A 15,553-nucleotide genomic window follows, 5' to 3' on the forward strand; every position below is an offset into this window, starting at 1 on the left:
CGCCGCAGGTCAGGACGGGCGCGGCCCGCACCGAACCCCCAGACGAACATTTGGAAAGCGTGTTTGGGGCAACCCCTCACGAGTTCGAATCTCGTATCCTCCGCCATTGCTCTCACCGGGCAATACGTCGAAGGCCCCGCAGCTTGCTGCGGGGCCTTCGACGTTGGTGGTTGCATCGGCAGTCTCAACGAGACTCTTGGGAGCCCGCCGGGCCCCTCGCCTCGACGCCCCCAGGCGTCGTGATCGGCAGGCCCGTAGTGCCGTCGTCCGAACGCCGCGGACGGCGGATCCGCCCCAGGCGAATTCGTCCCCGGGAGGCCCTGGCGGAAGTGACACGTAGCCGGTCGACGAAGACCGTCGCCGTGGCCGAGAGGAACACCAGCTGCGTGAGGGTGCGGGGGACGAGCTGGTCCCACCAGAGCGTGGCCGTGTCCGCGGCGTACACATTGGCGGGGAACATCGCGATCAGCAGCAGTCCCAGTGCTCCGGCGGCCGGCCCCGCGGTCGCCGGCCACAGCAGTGCCAGGGCGCCGACGAGCTCGGCGATACCGGTGAGTGTGACAAGCAGCCCCGGGGCGGGAAGTGCCGGCGGCACCATGTCCACGAGCTCTTGGCGCATCCCCACGAAGTGTGCACCGGCGGTTAGCAGGAACATGGCTGCCAGTCCGCCACGCAGCGCTGTGGGCAGTCTCCGCAAGGGCCTCACCTCCAATGCGCCGGCGAGCAGCACGATGCACGTGACAGCAATGAGAGCTATGAGCGGTTCCACAGGGCTTCCTCATGGCTTTCTCGGGAGGTCGGACCTGGAGCGGACAGGCGGACGCTACGCGGGGCCGTCCGCGATCGCCGCTGCCGAGCTCCGGACGGTTACATGGCTGATCTCCTGGATCTGGACGACGACGCCGTCGGGGTCGGTGACGCGGATGCTGCGGCCGAAGTTCTCGTCGACGAGGTCATAGTCGTAACCGGATCGTGCGAGTCGCTCAGCGACGTCTTCCAGCTTCTCGTCCGTGGCCAAGCCCAGTTCGGTGGTGCCGGCCGGGCGCCCCTGGGAGACGGCGGCGTCGTGAATTCCGACAGCGCCTGCTCCGGCGGCCAGTTGCGCCCACACGTCGACACTGCCGTCGGGTTGGAAGACCAGGCCCAGGCCTTCGTAGAAGAGCCGGGAGGCGTCCACCTCGGCGACGTACCGGATCGGGAGTACGGTCAGCATGCTGTTTTCACTCTTCTTCCTTGAGCTGGACGGGCGTTGGCACCAGCGTCACCCCCGTTCGCGCCTCCTGGGGCGCAGTAGCGAACGTGTTTGAGGGAATCGGACGTTTGGGGAGGGGAAACTGATGGACTCCGTCACCCTCGACGAGCTGGACCGTCGCCTGATCCACGCTCTCCAACTCGACGGACGCATGCCGCTCAGCCGCATAGCAGCTGTTATCGGCGCCCAGGAACGCACCGTCGCCCGCCGGTACAGCCGTCTGCGGTCACGTTTCGTCCTGCGCGTCGTCGGGATCCTCGACAGCCGGCGGATCGGGATGCTCGAGTGGATCGTCCGAGTCCGTCATGCGCCCGAGACGGCGACCGCGCTTGCCGCCCAGCTCGCTCAGCGCGACGACACCTCATGGATCGCTCCGCTGGCGGGTGGGACGGAGCTCACCTGCATGGTCCGTACGCTGCCACCGGGTGAGGAGTCGCAGCGCTCGTTCTTCGAGCAACTCACCCGGACCCAGGGGGTACGCGAGGTGAATGCGGCGTGCCTTTTGCGTCCGGTTGCCGGCGTCGGTGGGTGGGCGGGGCGCATGAACGCCCTCAGCGAGGCGGAGCAGGTCCTGCTGCGGGCGCCGGAGCCGGCCGAACCACTGGAGGCAGAACACCCCACCCTCGTGTGGAGTGCCGCGGACAACCGACTCGTACGCGCCCTCTCGAAGGACGCCCGTGCCGATCTGGGTCAGCTGGCCGCAGCGACAGGCTGGTCGGAGTCCACCGTCCGGCGCCGCATCGCTCAACTGCGCGAGTCCGGAGTGCTCGCCTTCGAGGTCGAGGTGGATCCCGCCCTGTTCGGCTACGGAATCGAAGCGCTGATGTGGCTCGAAGTCGCACCGGCCGGCCTTCACGCCGTCACCAGAGCACTGTCCCGGCACCCCCAGGTCGCCTTCGCTGCCCTCACCACGGGGGCGACGGCTGTCTTCGCCATCGTGGAGTGCCTCGACGCGGACTCGTTCGGTGACTATGTGACCAACGAACTGGCTCAGCTCTCCGGCATCACTCGTATCGAGACCGCCCTCACCCGAAGTCGTACCAAACGGGCTGGACCGCTGCTGATACCCGCCATCGAGTCACGCCCGGGCCGGAACCGGCCGGTCGAGCGGTAGCCGGATGTACTGGGATGCGGGCTCTCGGCGTAGCTCGACGCTGCTGCTGCCGCCACCCGCCACTGGTCAACAAGCAAGCTGCTCGACATAGGCGTACTCGAAGGGGCAGGTCACCGTCTTCACCTCGGACGTGGAAGACCTGGAGCGGCTGGTCCGGAGCCGATCGTCGTCAGAGGGGTACCACCCGGCGCTCCGGTCTCGGTTCCGGTCTCGTTCGCCCCCGTCCGGTGCCGTTCACCATCTGTCCGACGCCCCACGGCATCCACCGCATCCGGCCGCTTCTTCGGGGGTTGACGAGGGCGGAGGACACATGGCCGGAATGAGTAGGTTCGAAGGCAAACGGACGCTGGTGATCGGGCGGTGGCGGGGCGGGATCGGCCGAACCATTGTCCGTTCCCCCGTTCCCCCGTTCCCCCGTTCCCCGAACAGCGGGGCACGAAGGCGACCCGGGCCTCGTGCCAGCCCCGGCTCGCCGATGCTTCTGGGTGCCTCGCAGTGATGGCTGCGGCAGATCCATCACTGCGTGACCGGGCGGCTGTGCCAGAACTTCACCTACGCGGCGCTCCGGGACGTGACCGGGGCATCAAGGTGGCTGATGAGGAAGCGGGCGGCACGGTCGAGAGCGGCGTCCGCCTCGTCGAGACGTCCGTGCCCGCTCTGGTAGACGTGCGGGAGCCCCGGCCCGATCTCCAGCGTGGCCTCGACGTCGGCGGCGCCCGCGCGGCCGACCAGGCGGACCGCGTCGTCGAGCAGCACCTCGTTCGCCCCGACCTGCACGAGCAGCGGGGGCAGGCCTGAGAGGTCGGCGAACAGCGGGCTCGCCAGGGGATGACTCCGGTCGCCCGCACCGACGTAGCGATCCGCGTATGCGCGCAAGTCGGCCTCAGTGAAGATCGGGTCGGCGTCCTCCTTGGTGCGCATGCTCTCTCCGGAGAGGGTGAGGTCGACCCACGGGGAGAACACGACCACTGCGGCAGGCTGCGGCAGTCCCGCGTCCCGGGCGGCGAGGAGGGTGGCGATGCTCAGGCCGCCGCCGGCCGAGTCACCAGCCACGACGAGCTCTCGCGGGTCGGCTCCGGCGGCCAGCAGCTCGCGGTAGGCGGCGAGCCCGTCGTCGACCGCAGCGGGGAAGAGGTGCTCGGGAGCCAGCCGGTAGTCGACCGAGGTGGCCCGCAGTCCGGCGCGGGCGGCGAGTTCGCCGGCCAGGCCGACGTGGGTGTCCGGTGAGCCGATGACGTAGCCGCCGCCGTGGAGGTACAGCAGCCGGCCGCGGTCCGCCGCTCCGGCCGGCTCCAGGTCCAGGGCCGCCCGCCCGCCCAGGACGGTCCTGCGGGTGGTCACGCCGCCCGGTGCCGGCCGCGTCATGAGCGTGGCGAACGAGGTGCGTTGCTGCGCGAGGGTGGGCGGTGTCTCGCTGTGCGGGGCGGAGCGCAGCAGGGCGTCCAGGGCTTGGCGCTGCTGTCGGGACATGGCGGGCCTCCATCGGGTCGGGATGCGAAGATGGATTCCTCGGAATCCATTTGCCCGTGCCAACCAGATTCCAGGGAAGATGATTCCCAGGAATCTATCGGAGGTTTTGTGAGCCCCGCCACTCCGGTCTTCCTCGATCTCGTCCGCGTGGAGACCCGGCTCTACAACGCGGTCGGCGCGCGCCTGCGCGCCGAACACGGCCTGACGCTGGGACAGTTCGAGTTCCTGCACATCATCGACCGGGTGGACGGGTGCCGCGTGCTCGACATCGTGGGCGAGCTGGCGATCACCGTGGGGGCCGTCAGCAAGGCGGTCGACCGGCTGGTGGCGGCAGACTGGTGCGTGCGGGTCGCGCACCCGCAGGACCGCCGTTCCTCCGTGCTGCGCCTCACACCCGAGGGCACGAAAGTGCTGGCGGCTTCCCGGCCCGTGGTGGAGAGCGCACTCACCTCACTGACCGGGGCGGTTCCCGCTGCCGACCTGAGACGCCTCGCCGCCACCCTGGCCGCCCTCCGTGCGAGCCTTGAGGCGGACGACCGGGGCCGGCCGGGCTGAAGAAGCGCCCACTCGCCCGGCACGGCACATACGCGATTCGCCGACCTCGCCGGCCCGTGACTCACATCCGCTTAAAACGCCTCGCCGGCGGCCTGGAGTCGAAGGTCGCCACGGCGCAACGGTGCCCTCGTACCTGCCGGGATCCTTCGCCCAGCCTTCGCCCTGGATGCGGGCCGCGATGATCGCGACGGCAACAGTGGTCTCATCCGTGCCGCGAAACACGTTGCCAGCCAGGCGGCGTCGCAGCGAACGTGGTCGACAGCGCCGGGAGCGCGCGGGCTTCGTGCCACATGCGGAGCACGTCCCCGAGTTCAGCGAGCACCATCGGCCCCGAGCCGTGGCCGACAGCATCGTCACCTTGTGGACGAAGATCACAAATAGCCTCTTCTCTGCTGCAGACAGAGGATCTCCCGTCGGGGACTATTGCGATACACGGAGTAACGCCCACCCCCGGCCCGCCGTGCCGCACGCGACCGACCGAGTCCGCCGCGACCTCCACAAGAATTCTCGAACCGGTGACAACCTCCCGTACGGCCCAGCACGTCAGTACGGCATGAAGTACTTCTCACCGCGCACCGTTGCGGTGCCGGGCGGAGGCGGTCTGTGATCCGGACACCGGGCGAACAGGACGTCTCCGAAGTCGGCGTCGGCGACGACATCGCCATCGGATTCGACGAGTTCGCGCGCAGCCGCCAGGCACAGTTGCGCCGTGCCGCGTATCTGCTGTGCGGTGACTGGCACTTGGCCGAGGACCTGACGCAGACGGCGCTGGCGAAGCTGTACGCGGTGTGGCGCAAGGTACGGATGGACTCTCCCGACAGTTACGCCCGCAAGGTGCTGTTCCGTACGTTCGTGGACGAGACCCGGCGGCGGCGCTGGTGGGAGCGGCCCAGCGCCCGCCAGTACGACCTGGCGGCCCCGGCGCACGACCCCGATCTGCGACTGGTGCTGCTGGCCGCCCTGCGGCAGGTACCCGCGCGCAGTCGGGCGGTGCTGGTCCTGCGGTTCTGGGAGGACCAGAGCGTGGAGGAGACCGCGGCGGCGCTGGGATGCAGCACCGGCACCGTGAAGAGCCAGACCTCCCGGGGGCTGGCGACCCTGCGCCGCATTCTGGGCGACCGGGCGACGGCGGCACTGCCCGGGGACGGGGCCCGCACCGGTGCGGGCAGGGAATCCGGGACCGGTTATCTGAAGGCGGGGTGGTGAGCATGGCGGGCAAGCATGGCGGTGGCGAGGACGGGTTCGCCCTGGCCGAGGCACTGAGCGAGGCGCTGGGCGGGCTGGACGCCGCGCCGGAGCCGCCGATGCCGGATCTGGTGTCGGGCGCGATCGTGCAGGGTACGCGGATCCGGCGGCGGCGCCGGATCGGCGCGGCACTGGGCAGCGCGGCCATGGCGGCCGTGGTGGCCGTGGTGGCCGTCGGCGCGTACGGGGTGCTCGCCCCGACGCCGGAGACCCGGCGCTCGCTGCCGGCCGTGGAACCGACGGTCTGGTACCCCTCGCTGAAGCTGCTGCGGTCGATCGTCCCGGCGTCGGCCGGCACGGTCGAGGCCGCGCAGCCGCACCACTCGCGGCGCCCGGCAACGTACTTCCGGCTGACCGCCCCCAAGACCGGGCTGGTGAGCGACCTGTACGTGTCGGTGGCGCGGTCCGCCACCGGGACTTCCCTGCTCCCGCCGGGGCCGGCGGGATGCCGGGACGGTCACGGTCCCCAGCTCACCACCTCATGGGGCGGGCGCCCGTTCAAATGCTCCGTCACACGGACGAAGTCGGGGGACCGCGTACTGGCCTACTTCGTGGACCAGAGTTCCTTGCCTGCTCGCACGGACGACCAGGACGGTTCGTCCGCGTTCGGCATCACCTATGTGACAACGGGCGGCTGGGCGGTGCAGGTGATCATGGGCCCCCACGATGAAGGCGGTACAGGCCACGTGGCCACCGCCTCGGACTGGTCCGTGCTGACCGACCTGGCCACCGACCCTCGGATCTTCGACGTCTTCGAGGAGACCGGCAGTTGACGACCCACTGACGGCTACTGACCGCTTACTGACGGCTTACTGACGGCAACCTGCACTACACCACGAATGGATGCATGGCATGAACATGCCCAACACTGCACTACGCAACTCCCTGGTCTCAGCTCTGGCTGTGGCCATGCTGCCGCTGCTCAGCGCATGCGGAGGTTCGAGCGACACGGCCGGCCCCGACGCCGGTTCGGGTTCCACAGCCGCCGGCGCTACGAAGACCGTCGACGGCGCCGCCCAACTCACCATCCCGGACGGCACGGACGACGCGACCAAGAAGATGTACATCGAGGAGAACGCCGTCGCGGCCTGCATGAAGAAGAAGGGCTTCACCTACACCCCTCACATGGCGAGTCCGCAGGCCGCCGACTCCTCCGGCTCGGTCGACGGGCAGGACTACGCGCTGGCGAAGAAGCAGCGGCAGAAGTACGGCTTCGGCACCTACGCGGCCGCCGCCTATCCCGACGACCCGAACGCCCCCGGCGCCAACACCGGGGGAAAGGTGGCCGGGAAGGTCATCACCCCCGACGACGGGGACGAGCAGGGATTCACCGCCGCCCAGCACAAGAGCTACGACGAAGCGCTGAACGGCATCCGGCCCACGACCGGGACGAAGACGGAGAGGGAGCAGCTCGGCGGGTGCACAGCCGAGGGCAGGGCCAAGGCATACGGACCGGAACTGAGCGTCGAGGATCAGATGAAGGAGCAGGCCGAAAGGGAGGAAAAGAACCGTGCGAACGGGCTGGAGCTCAACGGCGATCCCCAGCTGGTGCAGCTCGCACAGGAGTACGCCAACTGCCTGAAGGCGCAGGGCATTCCGGTCTCCACGACCCAGCCGACCGGCATGTTCAACATGGTGCGGGTCGACCTCACCATGAAGCTGCCGGAGCGCAGGCCGGAGCTGACCCAGGCGGAGGCGCTGCCTCTGCTCACCAAGGACATCGCCATCGCCATGAAGGACCTGGAGTGCGGCAAGGAATTCCGGGCCGCGTACTTCCCCAAGGAGAAGGCCAACCCGTACTGGGGTGCCGGCGCGTGAAGCACCTCAGCGGACGCAAGCAGCTGGGCGCGCTGGTCGGCACGATGGTCCTGGTGGGCGCGGGCGGCTGGATCGCCGGTACGCAGATCCAGTCCCCCGCCGATGCCGCCGCCGCACACAACGCGCCGAAGGCCGGCCCGGTGACCGTCGGGGTCCAGCGGCAGTCCCTCATCGCGACCGTGGTGGCGAACGGCTCCATCGAGTTCGCCTCGCCCGAGCCGCTCTCGCTGGCCGGCTCCGTGGGCACCGGGTCATCCGGGGGCGCGGCCGGCGAAGGTGCTGAGCAGCGGGTCACCAAGGCACCGGTCGCCGGTGCCAAGATCAAGGAGGGCGATGTGCTGATGGCGGTCAACGGCCGCCCCGTACTCGCGCTGAGCGGCCGGGTCCCGATGTACCGCGCGCTGGGCCCCGGCACCTCCGGCGACGATGTGAAACAGCTCCAACGAGCGCTGCGACGGCTCGGTTTCGAGCCCGGCACGATCAGCGGCAACTACGGCCGGGGCACCGCGACGGCGGTCACCCAGTGGTACACGAGCAAGGGATACCAGGCACAGCAGCCGAGCCCGGACGAACAGCAGCAGCTGGGCCAGCTGCAGCAGTCGGTGTCCTCCGCCCAGGAAACACTGCTCACGATGACCGGCAGCGAAAGCACCGGCAGGACGCGAGCCACCCCCAAGACCGACACGGACACCGACAGCAACGCCGACAGCGGCACGGATTCGGGTACGGATTCGCGTACGGAAGCCGGCGCGAGCACCCCGGCGACGGAATCCGGCAACGACAGGGAAATCCGGAAGCTCCAGTTGAAGTCCGCCCAGAAGTCGCTGGAAATGGCGAACGCCGCCCTCAGCACCTACCAGACCACTTACGGAACCAAGGTCCCGGCCGGTGAGGCCGTGTTCTTCCCGAAGCTGCCCGTACGGCTCGACAAGGTGACGGTGAAGACCGGGGACTCCCCGGCCGGCCAGATCGGCACCGTCACCGGGTCCGATCTGGTGGTCCAGACAGTCGTGCCCGGTTCGGACGGCGAACTGCTCAAGAAGGGCATGGCCGTCGAGCTGACGACGGCTGGGGGCGAGAAGGCCCGGGGCACCGTCTCCGCGCTCGGCGCCGACGCCACGCTCGGCGCCGACGCCGCGCCCCCGACGGCGGACGGCGGCGGGCAGTCCACGGGGGAGGCGGCACAGGGCTCCGAACCCGAACCCGGCGCCGAATCCGGCGGCGCCACCACCGAAACCGCGGCGGCCGGCGACCCCTCGGCCCCGGTCCCGCTGCGGATCTCCGTACCCGACCCCGGCCCGCTGGCCGGTCAGGCCGGGGCCTCGGTGAAGGTGACCATCAAGATCGGCGCCTCGGACGGCAAGGTGCTGACCGTGCCGCTCGCCGCGATACGGACCTCGGCCGACGGAAAGGCCCGGGTGCAGGTGCAGCGCGACTCCGGCGTCAGCGATGTACAGGTCACCGTCGGGCTGTCCGCAGCCGGCCTCGTCGAGGTGAAGCCGGCCGGCGGCACGCTGAAGCAGGGCGACAACGTGGTGGTGGGCAAGTGACTCCAGGCCCGGACGTCGTCATCGAACTCAGCGATGTGGAGAGGACCTTCGACACCGAACCGCCCGTACACGCCCTGCGCGGCGTGAATCTGACCGTACGGCGCGGTGAGCACCTCTCCATTGTCGGGCCCTCCGGATCCGGCAAGTCGACCCTGCTCAACACGCTCGGCCTGCTCGACCGGCCGACCGCCGGCTCGTTCCGGCTCGACGGGGTGGAGACCACCGGGCTGGGCGACCTCGAACGCACCGCGCTGCGCGGCAGCCGGATCGGGTTCGTCTTCCAGTCCTTCCACCTCCTGCCCTACCGGACGGTGGACGAGAACGTCATGGTGGCCGAGGCGTACCGCAAACCGCGCCCCGGACACGAACGCGGCACCCGGCTGGAGCGTGCCCGCCAGGCCCTGGAGCGGGTCGGGGTGGGGCACCGGTCGGGCTTCCGGCCCGACCGGCTGTCCGGCGGTGAACGCCAACGCGTCGCCATTGCACGGGCCTTGATCGGCGACCCCGCACTGCTGCTGTGCGACGAACCCACCGGCAACCTGGACAGCGAGAACACCCTCTCCGTACTGGAACTCTTCGACGACCTGTGTGCCCAGGGCATGACACTCGTCCTGATCACCCACGACGAGGCGGTCAGCCGCCGGGCGAGCCAGCGCGTCCGCATCACCGACGGCTGCCTCACCCCGGAGGCCGTATGACACACGGCACGACGTCCGCGCCCCCGGCAACGGCCGGGGCACGCGCCGAACGCCCCCGGATGGACCCACGGGACCTGTGGACGGAAGCACTCGCCGGCGTCCTCGCCCGCCCGATGCGATCCGCGTTGACCACACTGGGCACGGTGCTCGGCATCACCACGCTCGTCATCACCATCGGTGTGGCCTCCACCGCGGGCAACCAGATCGTCGGCCGGTTCGACGCGCTCACCGCGACCTCGGTGACCGTGAAGGTGCCGCGGGCGCAGCCCGGCTCGGTCGACACCGGGCCACTGGTGGACTGGTCGGGGACCGAAGCGGTCCGGCGGCTGGCCGGGGTGGAATCGGTCGCCGCCCTCGGGGACTCCGCCACGACCAACAGCGTCCAGGTCCGGGCCAACGACGTGAACGCACCCGGCGACACCTCCGGACAGACCCTGGCCGTCGTCGCCGCCTCGGCCGGGCTGCCCGACGCCGTACGCGGCACGATGACCGCGGGACGGTTCTACGACGCCGGCAATCTCGCCCGCCACGACCAGGTGGTGGTGCTCGGCGACCAGGCCGCGCAGCTGCTCGGCATCAGCCGGGTGGAGGATGCCCCCGCAGTCTTCTTCAAGGGCCAGTCGTACACGGTCATCGGCATCCTCGGTGGCATCGAGCGGGAGCGGCGCCTGTCCACCGCCGTCATCATCCCGCCCACCACCGGGGCGGACCGCCTCGGCCTGCGAGACGTCAGCCTCGTACTGGTCAACACCGCGCTCGGGGCGGCAGAGCAGGTGGCACGCCAGGCACCGATCGCCCTGGCACCCGGGCACCAGGACTCGCTCACCGTCGTGGCGCCGCCCGACCTGTCCAAGGCACGCGACGGCGTCCAGAACGACGTCAACGGCCTCTTCCTCGTCCTCGGCCTGGTCTCGCTGGTGGTGGGTGCCATCGGCATCGCCAACGTCACCTTGGTGACGGTGATGGAACGGGTCGGGGAGATCGGACTGCGGCGCGCTCTGGGCGCGTCGAGGCGACAGGTGGCCGGCCAGTTCCTGCTGGAGTCGACAACCATCGGTCTGCTCGGCGGCATCGTCGGCGCTGCCCTGGGCATCGCGGTCGTGGTGTGCGTCGCCGTGGTGAAACATTGGACCCCGGTACTCGACCTGGCCTTGGCCTTCGGCGCCCCGCTCGCCGGAGCCCTCGTCGGCCTGCTCGCCGGCCTCTACCCGTCGCTGCGCGCCGCCCGCATGGAACCGGTCGACGCGCTGCGCGCACCGTCGTAGCGCCCTGCGGGCTCCCGGGGCGTCCGCGATGTGCTGATGTCTGCGCCCTGGGTGAGCAGGTGAGCAGGTGAGCAGTGGTCGGGCAGCCTGAGGTCCTACGCGTCGGAGAGCAGTGAGTCGTAGGGGGTCGAACGCTGCCGGCCGGACATGAAGGAGAGGAACTCCCGTACGAATGCGCTACGGGAGTAGCGCCCTTCGCTGTCCGCGACGGTTCGCCCGAAGCCTCTCCTGAAGAGGAGGCGGTACTCCCCGGCGTCGATGAACCGGTCGCCGTCCGCGTCGGTGACGGCGAAGAGAACCTCGGCGACCCTGATCAGCGCCGGTCCTGCCAGGGACGGGGCCGCGGCCGCGTACTCCTCCTGGCTCACCCGGCCGTCACCGTCACTGTCCAGGGCCGCCTGCAGTTCCCTCCACCATGCGGCGAACGCGTCGTACAGCCGGGTCTCCTCCGGCTCGTCCAGGTCGAGACGGGAGCAGAGTTCCCGTGCCATGGCGGCGAGGTCGGGCCAGTCCAGATAGCCGTCCCCGGTCTGGTCCAGCACCTCGGTGAAGAAGACGCGGGCACTGCGCCGGTTCTCGGTCTCGCCCGTACCGTCCTGTTGCGCCGGTACGGGTGTGATCAGCCGGACGAACGCGCCTGCCCGTTTCATCCGGGAGCGCAGAGCACTGAGCGCCTCGGCGCAGGGGCCGTCGCCGTCCGGCGACAGCTGGAGCAGACTGACGACGTTCTCGGTCTGGATCCAGTTGTCGGGCAGGGCGCGGGCCAGACGGGCGGCCACGTAGGCACCCTGCATCAGGGTCTGGGCACCGGGAACCTCCGGCAGCCCCGCCCGGCGGCGGAAGGCCTCGGGAAGCGAGGCAACGGTGATGGTGCCGATGACGGGCCCCGCCAGCGCACGTCCGGTCGCCCAGACCGTGGGCAGGCCTGCGAACAGCGGCGGCGCCGGTAGGTGTTCGAAGAGCTTGAAGAGGATGATGCGCAGGGCCTCTGTGTTCTGCAGTTCCTCCGCGACCATGCGGTCGTAGTACTTCCAGAACTCGGGCAAAGTGGCCGGGAGATGGCCCGCCTCGTCCCCCAGGGCGGCGAGAAAGGCCTGGAACTCGGCGTAGAGCCGCTCCATGGTGATCTGGTCCAGGGGCTGCCCGCTCAATCGGCACATGGTGACGGAGCTCTCGAAGAGCGTCGCGACCACCCACGCCCGCACCTCGGGGTCCATGGCGTCGTAGGGCCGGTTCCTCGCGTCCGTGCCGCTCAGTCGCCTGTGCAGGCGGTTGAGCCGTGCCGCCTCCCGCTTCCGTGTGGGCTCGTCGGCTCCGAACATGCGCTGCAGGCTCACAAGCGTGTTGCTCAGCCGTCGCCACGGATGCACCACGAAGGACGAGTTGTCGGCCAGTGCCGCGCCGATCTTCGGGTGGGCGGCTTCCAGCACCGTGGCCCTGACGACGGCCAGTGCCCAGCGGGGATCGTTGAAGAAGCGGTGGAACTGCGACTCAGGACCGAACAGGGATTCCGTCGCCGTTTCGGTGGCCTCCCGGCCGGGGCCTTCGTACGGACCTGTCGCGTCGCCATCGTCGTAGGGACCTGTCGCGTCGGTGTCGTCGTACGGACCTGTCGCGTCGCCGTCGTCGTACGGACCTGTCGCGCCGGCGTCGGTCCGCGTGAAGTGGCTGCTGTTCGTGTCCTTCACTTGTGAGGCTCTCCGTTCGCTTGCGGGGTCACTCCGCCGAAGCGGCGATCGCGGCTCCGGTAGTCGTGCAGGCACTCCAGGAAGTGCGACGCGCGGAAGTCGGGCCACAGCACCGGCGGAAAGGTCCACTCGGCGTAGGCCACCTGCCAGAGCATGAAGTTGGAGATGCGCTGTTCGCCGGAGGTACGGATGACGAGGTCCACGTCAGGCGTGTCGGGGACGGGCAGATGCGCGGCGAAGCGTGCTTGGTCGACGGCGTCGGCGGACACCCCGGCGCGGATGAGTGACCGCGCCGCGGAGACGATGTCCTGGCGCCCGCCGTGGTCGAACGCCACGGTCAGCGTCATGCCTCGATTGTTCTCGGTGAGTGTCATCAGGTCGGTGAAGTCCTGGACCAGGGAGGCGGGGATTCTCGGGTCCTCGGCTCCCAGGAACCGGCAGCGGATCCCGCGTGCGTGCAGCAGCGGTGCGTGTTTGCGCACCACGCGGCGCACCAGACGCATGAGGAAGTCGATCTCCTCGCCCGGCCGTCGCCAGTTCTCGGTGGAGAAGGCGTACAGGCTGAGCCACTCGACCCCCGCCGAGCGCGCCGCCTCGATGACGTCGATCACCGTCGTCTCCGCCGCTCGGTGCCCGGAGGTACGAGGCAAGGAGCGCTGCTGCGCCCACCGGCCGTTCCCGTCCATCACGCACGCGACATGGTGAGGCACCGGGCGCCGCCGCACCTCACCGGGTGAACGGCGTTCCGGCTGCACCGGAACCGCCGGTGCGGCGGCGCCGTCCGGCCGCGTGCCGACGCGCCCCGGCGGCTCACCCCTCGTATGCGCCTGTCCGGATGGTCCCGCTCCACTGGATGTCATCGAAGCGCCCCGTTCGACTCGAGTCCGCAGGCTTCACCGGGCGATGGCGCATCCCCCGCTGCTCCTCACCTTCAGCAGAGTGCCGTTGCCCGGCGCCCGGCGCGTCGTGATGCCGGCATATTCACCCGTAGCACGTCAGTCGGAGGACACCGACGGATCGGCGGGCGGCCCCGGCCCGGCTCCCGGCCCGGGACGCGCGTCGGCCGGGGCTCTTCCGGATGCGGGCGGCGCGCGTCGGCCGGCTTCGGCCCTGAAGAGCCCGCTCACCCGCCCTCGGGACTCGACGCGGGCCTCACGCCGATGATTCGGCGGCGGTCAGGAACCCGCGCACATACCCGGCCACGGTGTCCAGGTGGCTTTCGAGCAGGAAGTGCCCACCTCCGTGGACCAGGTGGATCTCCGCGTCCGGCAGGTCCCTTGCGAAGGCGCGCGCTCCGTCCGGGCCGAAGATCTCGTCGTTCGCACCCCAGACCGCGAGGAGAGGGACGTGGCGGTCGCGGAAGTAAGCGTGCACCTGAGGGTAGAGGGGTCGGTTGCCGGCGTAGTCGCGGAACAGAGCGAGATGCACGAGGTCCATGCCCGGCCGGTTGACCTCACGGTGGTCGGCTGCCCAGGTGTCGGGATCGACCAGCTCGGGTCGGTCCACTCCGTGCAGGTACTGCCACCGGATGGCATCGAGCGAGAGGGCGGCACGGGCGGCGGGTTCGGTGCGGGGGCCCGGGTTCTCGCCGTACGCCCACACCGGCTTCCAGAAGTCCGGGACGAAGCCGTCCTCGTAGGCGTTGCCGTTCTGCGTGATCACCGCGGTGACCGCGCCCGGGTTGCGCAGAGCCAGCCGCCAGCCGATGGGTGCGCCGTAGTCCTGGACGTACACGGCGTAGTGGGTGACGTCGAGCTGGGCCAGAAGGGCTTCGGTGACGTCGGTCAGGGCGTCGAAGGTGTAGGTGAACGCGTCCACGGGCGGCGCGTCGGAGCTGCCGAATCCGATGTGGTCGGGGGCGATGACGTGGAATCGGTCGGCCAACGCCGGAATGAGGTGGCGGAACATCCGTGAACTGGTGGGGAATCCATGCAGGAGCAGGAGCGTGGGCGCCTCGCGGGGCCCTGCCTCGCGGTAGAAGACGCGGTGTCCCCGCACTGTCGCGTACTGGTGGCGGACCTCGACCATGGCTAACCCTCTCAATGTCACATGGTGGTTATCGTCGGCACTCAGTAGACCGCCCTGGGAGTAACCTGTCAAACGCATTGATGGAGTTAGAGCCAGGGGAAGGTGAGGTCCGTGCTCGACGACGAAGCCCTGATGCAGGCGCTGAACAGCACTCCTGTCACGGATGGCCGATGCCAGGACCTGTGGCGCGAGGACCACGAGCTGGACCGGTGGGCACTGGCGCACGGAGGTCTCGGCGGCGACGGGGAGGAGCGCCGGTGGCTGCGCACCGCCCGGGACGCGCTCCAGGCGGCGGAGTCGGGCACGTCGGCGGAGCCCGGACTGAGCCAAGTCCTCGCAGGCGTACGCAAGGTCCCCCGGCCCAGCGCGTCGGGCATCGAGTGGCACCTGGAGGCAGAACCCGAGCGCAGGCTCGCCGTGGAGCTTGTCCTCGCGTGGGCGGATGTCGAGGAGCGCATGCCCGGCCGTCTGCGGCCGTGCGAGAACCCCGAATGCCGGCTCTTCCTCCTGGACCGCAGTCGCGCCAACACCGCACGGTGGTGCTCGATGAAGACCTGCGGGAACCGGCTCAAGGCCCGCCGGCACCAGGCACGGGCGCGCGAGACCCCATGACTCGACCCCGGCCGCCCGGTCGGCGGAGCCGCCGATCCGGCGCCCGTCGGTGTCGCGAGTGGCGGGCAGGGGCCGGTCGGTGATCCGGCCGCGGAAGTTGCAGACCGTGCGGATCTCGCGCGGATCGCGGCCCACGGCCGCCGCCGCTTCGTCGATGACCGGCCGCGACGTCCGGTACCGGTCGGCAGAGCGTCGGACGCTGTGTGGCCGGGTACTCGTGTCGACCGAGGGCCGACGAAGGCTCCGGGGCCCACCCGG

General features: G+C 70.1%; 15 protein-coding genes. 9 read left to right on the top strand and 6 right to left on the bottom strand.

Annotation, left to right across the window (positions count from 1 at the left end):
* Window positions 1–184: 184 nt before the first annotated feature.
* On the bottom strand, window positions 185–619 hold the full coding sequence (locus ACIBJG_RS03355; protein WP_399303425.1) for a hypothetical protein: 435 nt from the start codon (window positions 617–619) through the stop codon (window positions 185–187).
* 204 nt (window positions 620–823) lie between these two features.
* Window positions 824–1,213, bottom strand: a complete 390-nt coding sequence (locus ACIBJG_RS03360) for a VOC family protein (protein ID WP_399303427.1) — start codon at window positions 1,211–1,213, stop codon at window positions 824–826.
* 124 nt (window positions 1,214–1,337) lie between these two features.
* Here ACIBJG_RS03360 and ACIBJG_RS03365 point away from each other — a divergent pair, with 124 nt between their 5' ends.
* Window positions 1,338–2,366, top strand: coding sequence for an Lrp/AsnC family transcriptional regulator (locus tag ACIBJG_RS03365; protein WP_399303429.1), 1,029 nt, complete (start codon window positions 1,338–1,340; stop codon window positions 2,364–2,366).
* A gap of 552 nt (window positions 2,367–2,918) precedes the next feature.
* Here the strand turns inward: ACIBJG_RS03365 and ACIBJG_RS03370 are convergent.
* Window positions 2,919–3,836 (bottom strand): alpha/beta hydrolase, encoded by a 918-nt coding sequence (locus ACIBJG_RS03370; RefSeq protein ID WP_399303430.1) that lies wholly within the window; start codon window positions 3,834–3,836, stop codon window positions 2,919–2,921.
* A gap of 108 nt (window positions 3,837–3,944) precedes the next feature.
* Between ACIBJG_RS03370 and ACIBJG_RS03375 the strand changes: the two genes are divergently transcribed.
* The 7 genes from ACIBJG_RS03375 (at window position 3,945) to ACIBJG_RS03405 (ending at window position 10,967) form a co-directional block, all read left to right on the top strand.
* The gene (locus ACIBJG_RS03375; RefSeq protein WP_399303432.1) at window positions 3,945–4,391 is read left to right on the top strand and encodes a MarR family winged helix-turn-helix transcriptional regulator; all 447 of its coding nucleotides are present in this window, start codon (window positions 3,945–3,947) and stop codon (window positions 4,389–4,391) included.
* A gap of 603 nt (window positions 4,392–4,994) precedes the next feature.
* Entirely contained in the window at window positions 4,995–5,597 is a 603-nt protein-coding gene (locus ACIBJG_RS03380) for a SigE family RNA polymerase sigma factor (protein ID WP_399303434.1), read from the top strand.
* 2 nt (window positions 5,598–5,599) lie between these two features.
* Entirely contained in the window at window positions 5,600–6,409 is an 810-nt protein-coding gene (locus ACIBJG_RS03385; protein WP_399303436.1) for a hypothetical protein, read from the top strand.
* Window positions 6,410–6,488: 79 nt separating this feature from the next.
* Window positions 6,489–7,454 (top strand): hypothetical protein, encoded by a 966-nt coding sequence (locus ACIBJG_RS03390; RefSeq protein WP_399303438.1) that lies wholly within the window; start codon window positions 6,489–6,491, stop codon window positions 7,452–7,454.
* A complete protein-coding gene (locus ACIBJG_RS03395) occupies window positions 7,451–9,004 on the top strand; it encodes a peptidoglycan-binding protein (protein ID WP_399303440.1) in 1,554 nt (517 codons plus the stop codon). Before ACIBJG_RS03390 ends, ACIBJG_RS03395 begins: the two co-directional genes overlap by 4 nt.
* Window positions 9,001–9,702: an ABC transporter ATP-binding protein gene (locus ACIBJG_RS03400; protein WP_399303442.1), complete on the top strand. Its 702-nt coding sequence runs from the start codon at window positions 9,001–9,003 to the stop codon at window positions 9,700–9,702. Before ACIBJG_RS03395 ends, ACIBJG_RS03400 begins: the two co-directional genes overlap by 4 nt.
* On the top strand, window positions 9,699–10,967 hold the full coding sequence (locus ACIBJG_RS03405) for an ABC transporter permease (RefSeq protein ID WP_399303444.1): 1,269 nt from the start codon (window positions 9,699–9,701) through the stop codon (window positions 10,965–10,967). Before ACIBJG_RS03400 ends, ACIBJG_RS03405 begins: the two co-directional genes overlap by 4 nt.
* A gap of 95 nt (window positions 10,968–11,062) precedes the next feature.
* Here the strand turns inward: ACIBJG_RS03405 and ACIBJG_RS03410 are convergent, their stop codons facing one another.
* From ACIBJG_RS03410 to ACIBJG_RS03420, 3 genes are all read right to left on the bottom strand, one after another.
* A complete protein-coding gene (locus tag ACIBJG_RS03410) occupies window positions 11,063–12,472 on the bottom strand; it encodes an oxygenase MpaB family protein (RefSeq protein ID WP_399303853.1) in 1,410 nt (469 codons plus the stop codon).
* A 179-nt stretch (window positions 12,473–12,651) separates the two neighbouring features.
* Window positions 12,652–13,365: a polyprenyl diphosphate synthase gene (uppS, locus tag ACIBJG_RS03415; RefSeq protein ID WP_399303446.1), complete on the bottom strand. Its 714-nt coding sequence runs from the start codon at window positions 13,363–13,365 to the stop codon at window positions 12,652–12,654.
* Window positions 13,366–13,807: 442 nt separating this feature from the next.
* Entirely contained in the window at window positions 13,808–14,683 is an 876-nt protein-coding gene (locus tag ACIBJG_RS03420; RefSeq protein ID WP_399303448.1) for an alpha/beta fold hydrolase, read from the bottom strand.
* Window positions 14,684–14,794: 111 nt separating this feature from the next.
* Between ACIBJG_RS03420 and ACIBJG_RS03425 the strand changes: the two genes are divergently transcribed.
* Window positions 14,795–15,295: a CGNR zinc finger domain-containing protein gene (locus ACIBJG_RS03425; RefSeq protein ID WP_399303450.1), complete on the top strand. Its 501-nt coding sequence runs from the start codon at window positions 14,795–14,797 to the stop codon at window positions 15,293–15,295.
* The last annotated feature ends 258 nt before the right edge of the window (window positions 15,296–15,553 follow it).

Origin of the sequence: Streptomyces sp. NPDC050422, from assembly GCF_044458665.1 — a bacterium.
GTDB lineage: Bacteria > Actinomycetota > Actinomycetes > Streptomycetales > Streptomycetaceae > Streptomyces.

Coding starts and splice junctions, on each gene's coding strand:
- ACIBJG_RS03355 (WP_399303425.1), bottom strand. CDS start 619: ATGCGCCAAGAGCTCGTGGACATGGTGCCGCCGGCACTTCCCGCCCCG.
- ACIBJG_RS03360 (WP_399303427.1), bottom strand. CDS start 1,213: ATGCTGACCGTACTCCCGATCCGGTACGTCGCCGAGGTGGACGCCTCC.
- ACIBJG_RS03365 (WP_399303429.1), top strand. CDS start 1,338: ATGGACTCCGTCACCCTCGACGAGCTGGACCGTCGCCTGATCCACGCT.
- ACIBJG_RS03370 (WP_399303430.1), bottom strand. CDS start 3,836: ATGTCCCGACAGCAGCGCCAAGCCCTGGACGCCCTGCTGCGCTCCGCC.
- ACIBJG_RS03385 (WP_399303436.1), top strand. CDS start 5,600: ATGGCGGGCAAGCATGGCGGTGGCGAGGACGGGTTCGCCCTGGCCGAG.
- ACIBJG_RS03390 (WP_399303438.1), top strand. CDS start 6,489: ATGAACATGCCCAACACTGCACTACGCAACTCCCTGGTCTCAGCTCTG.
- ACIBJG_RS03405 (WP_399303444.1), top strand. CDS start 9,699: ATGACACACGGCACGACGTCCGCGCCCCCGGCAACGGCCGGGGCACGC.
- ACIBJG_RS03420 (WP_399303448.1), bottom strand. CDS start 14,683: ATGGTCGAGGTCCGCCACCAGTACGCGACAGTGCGGGGACACCGCGTC.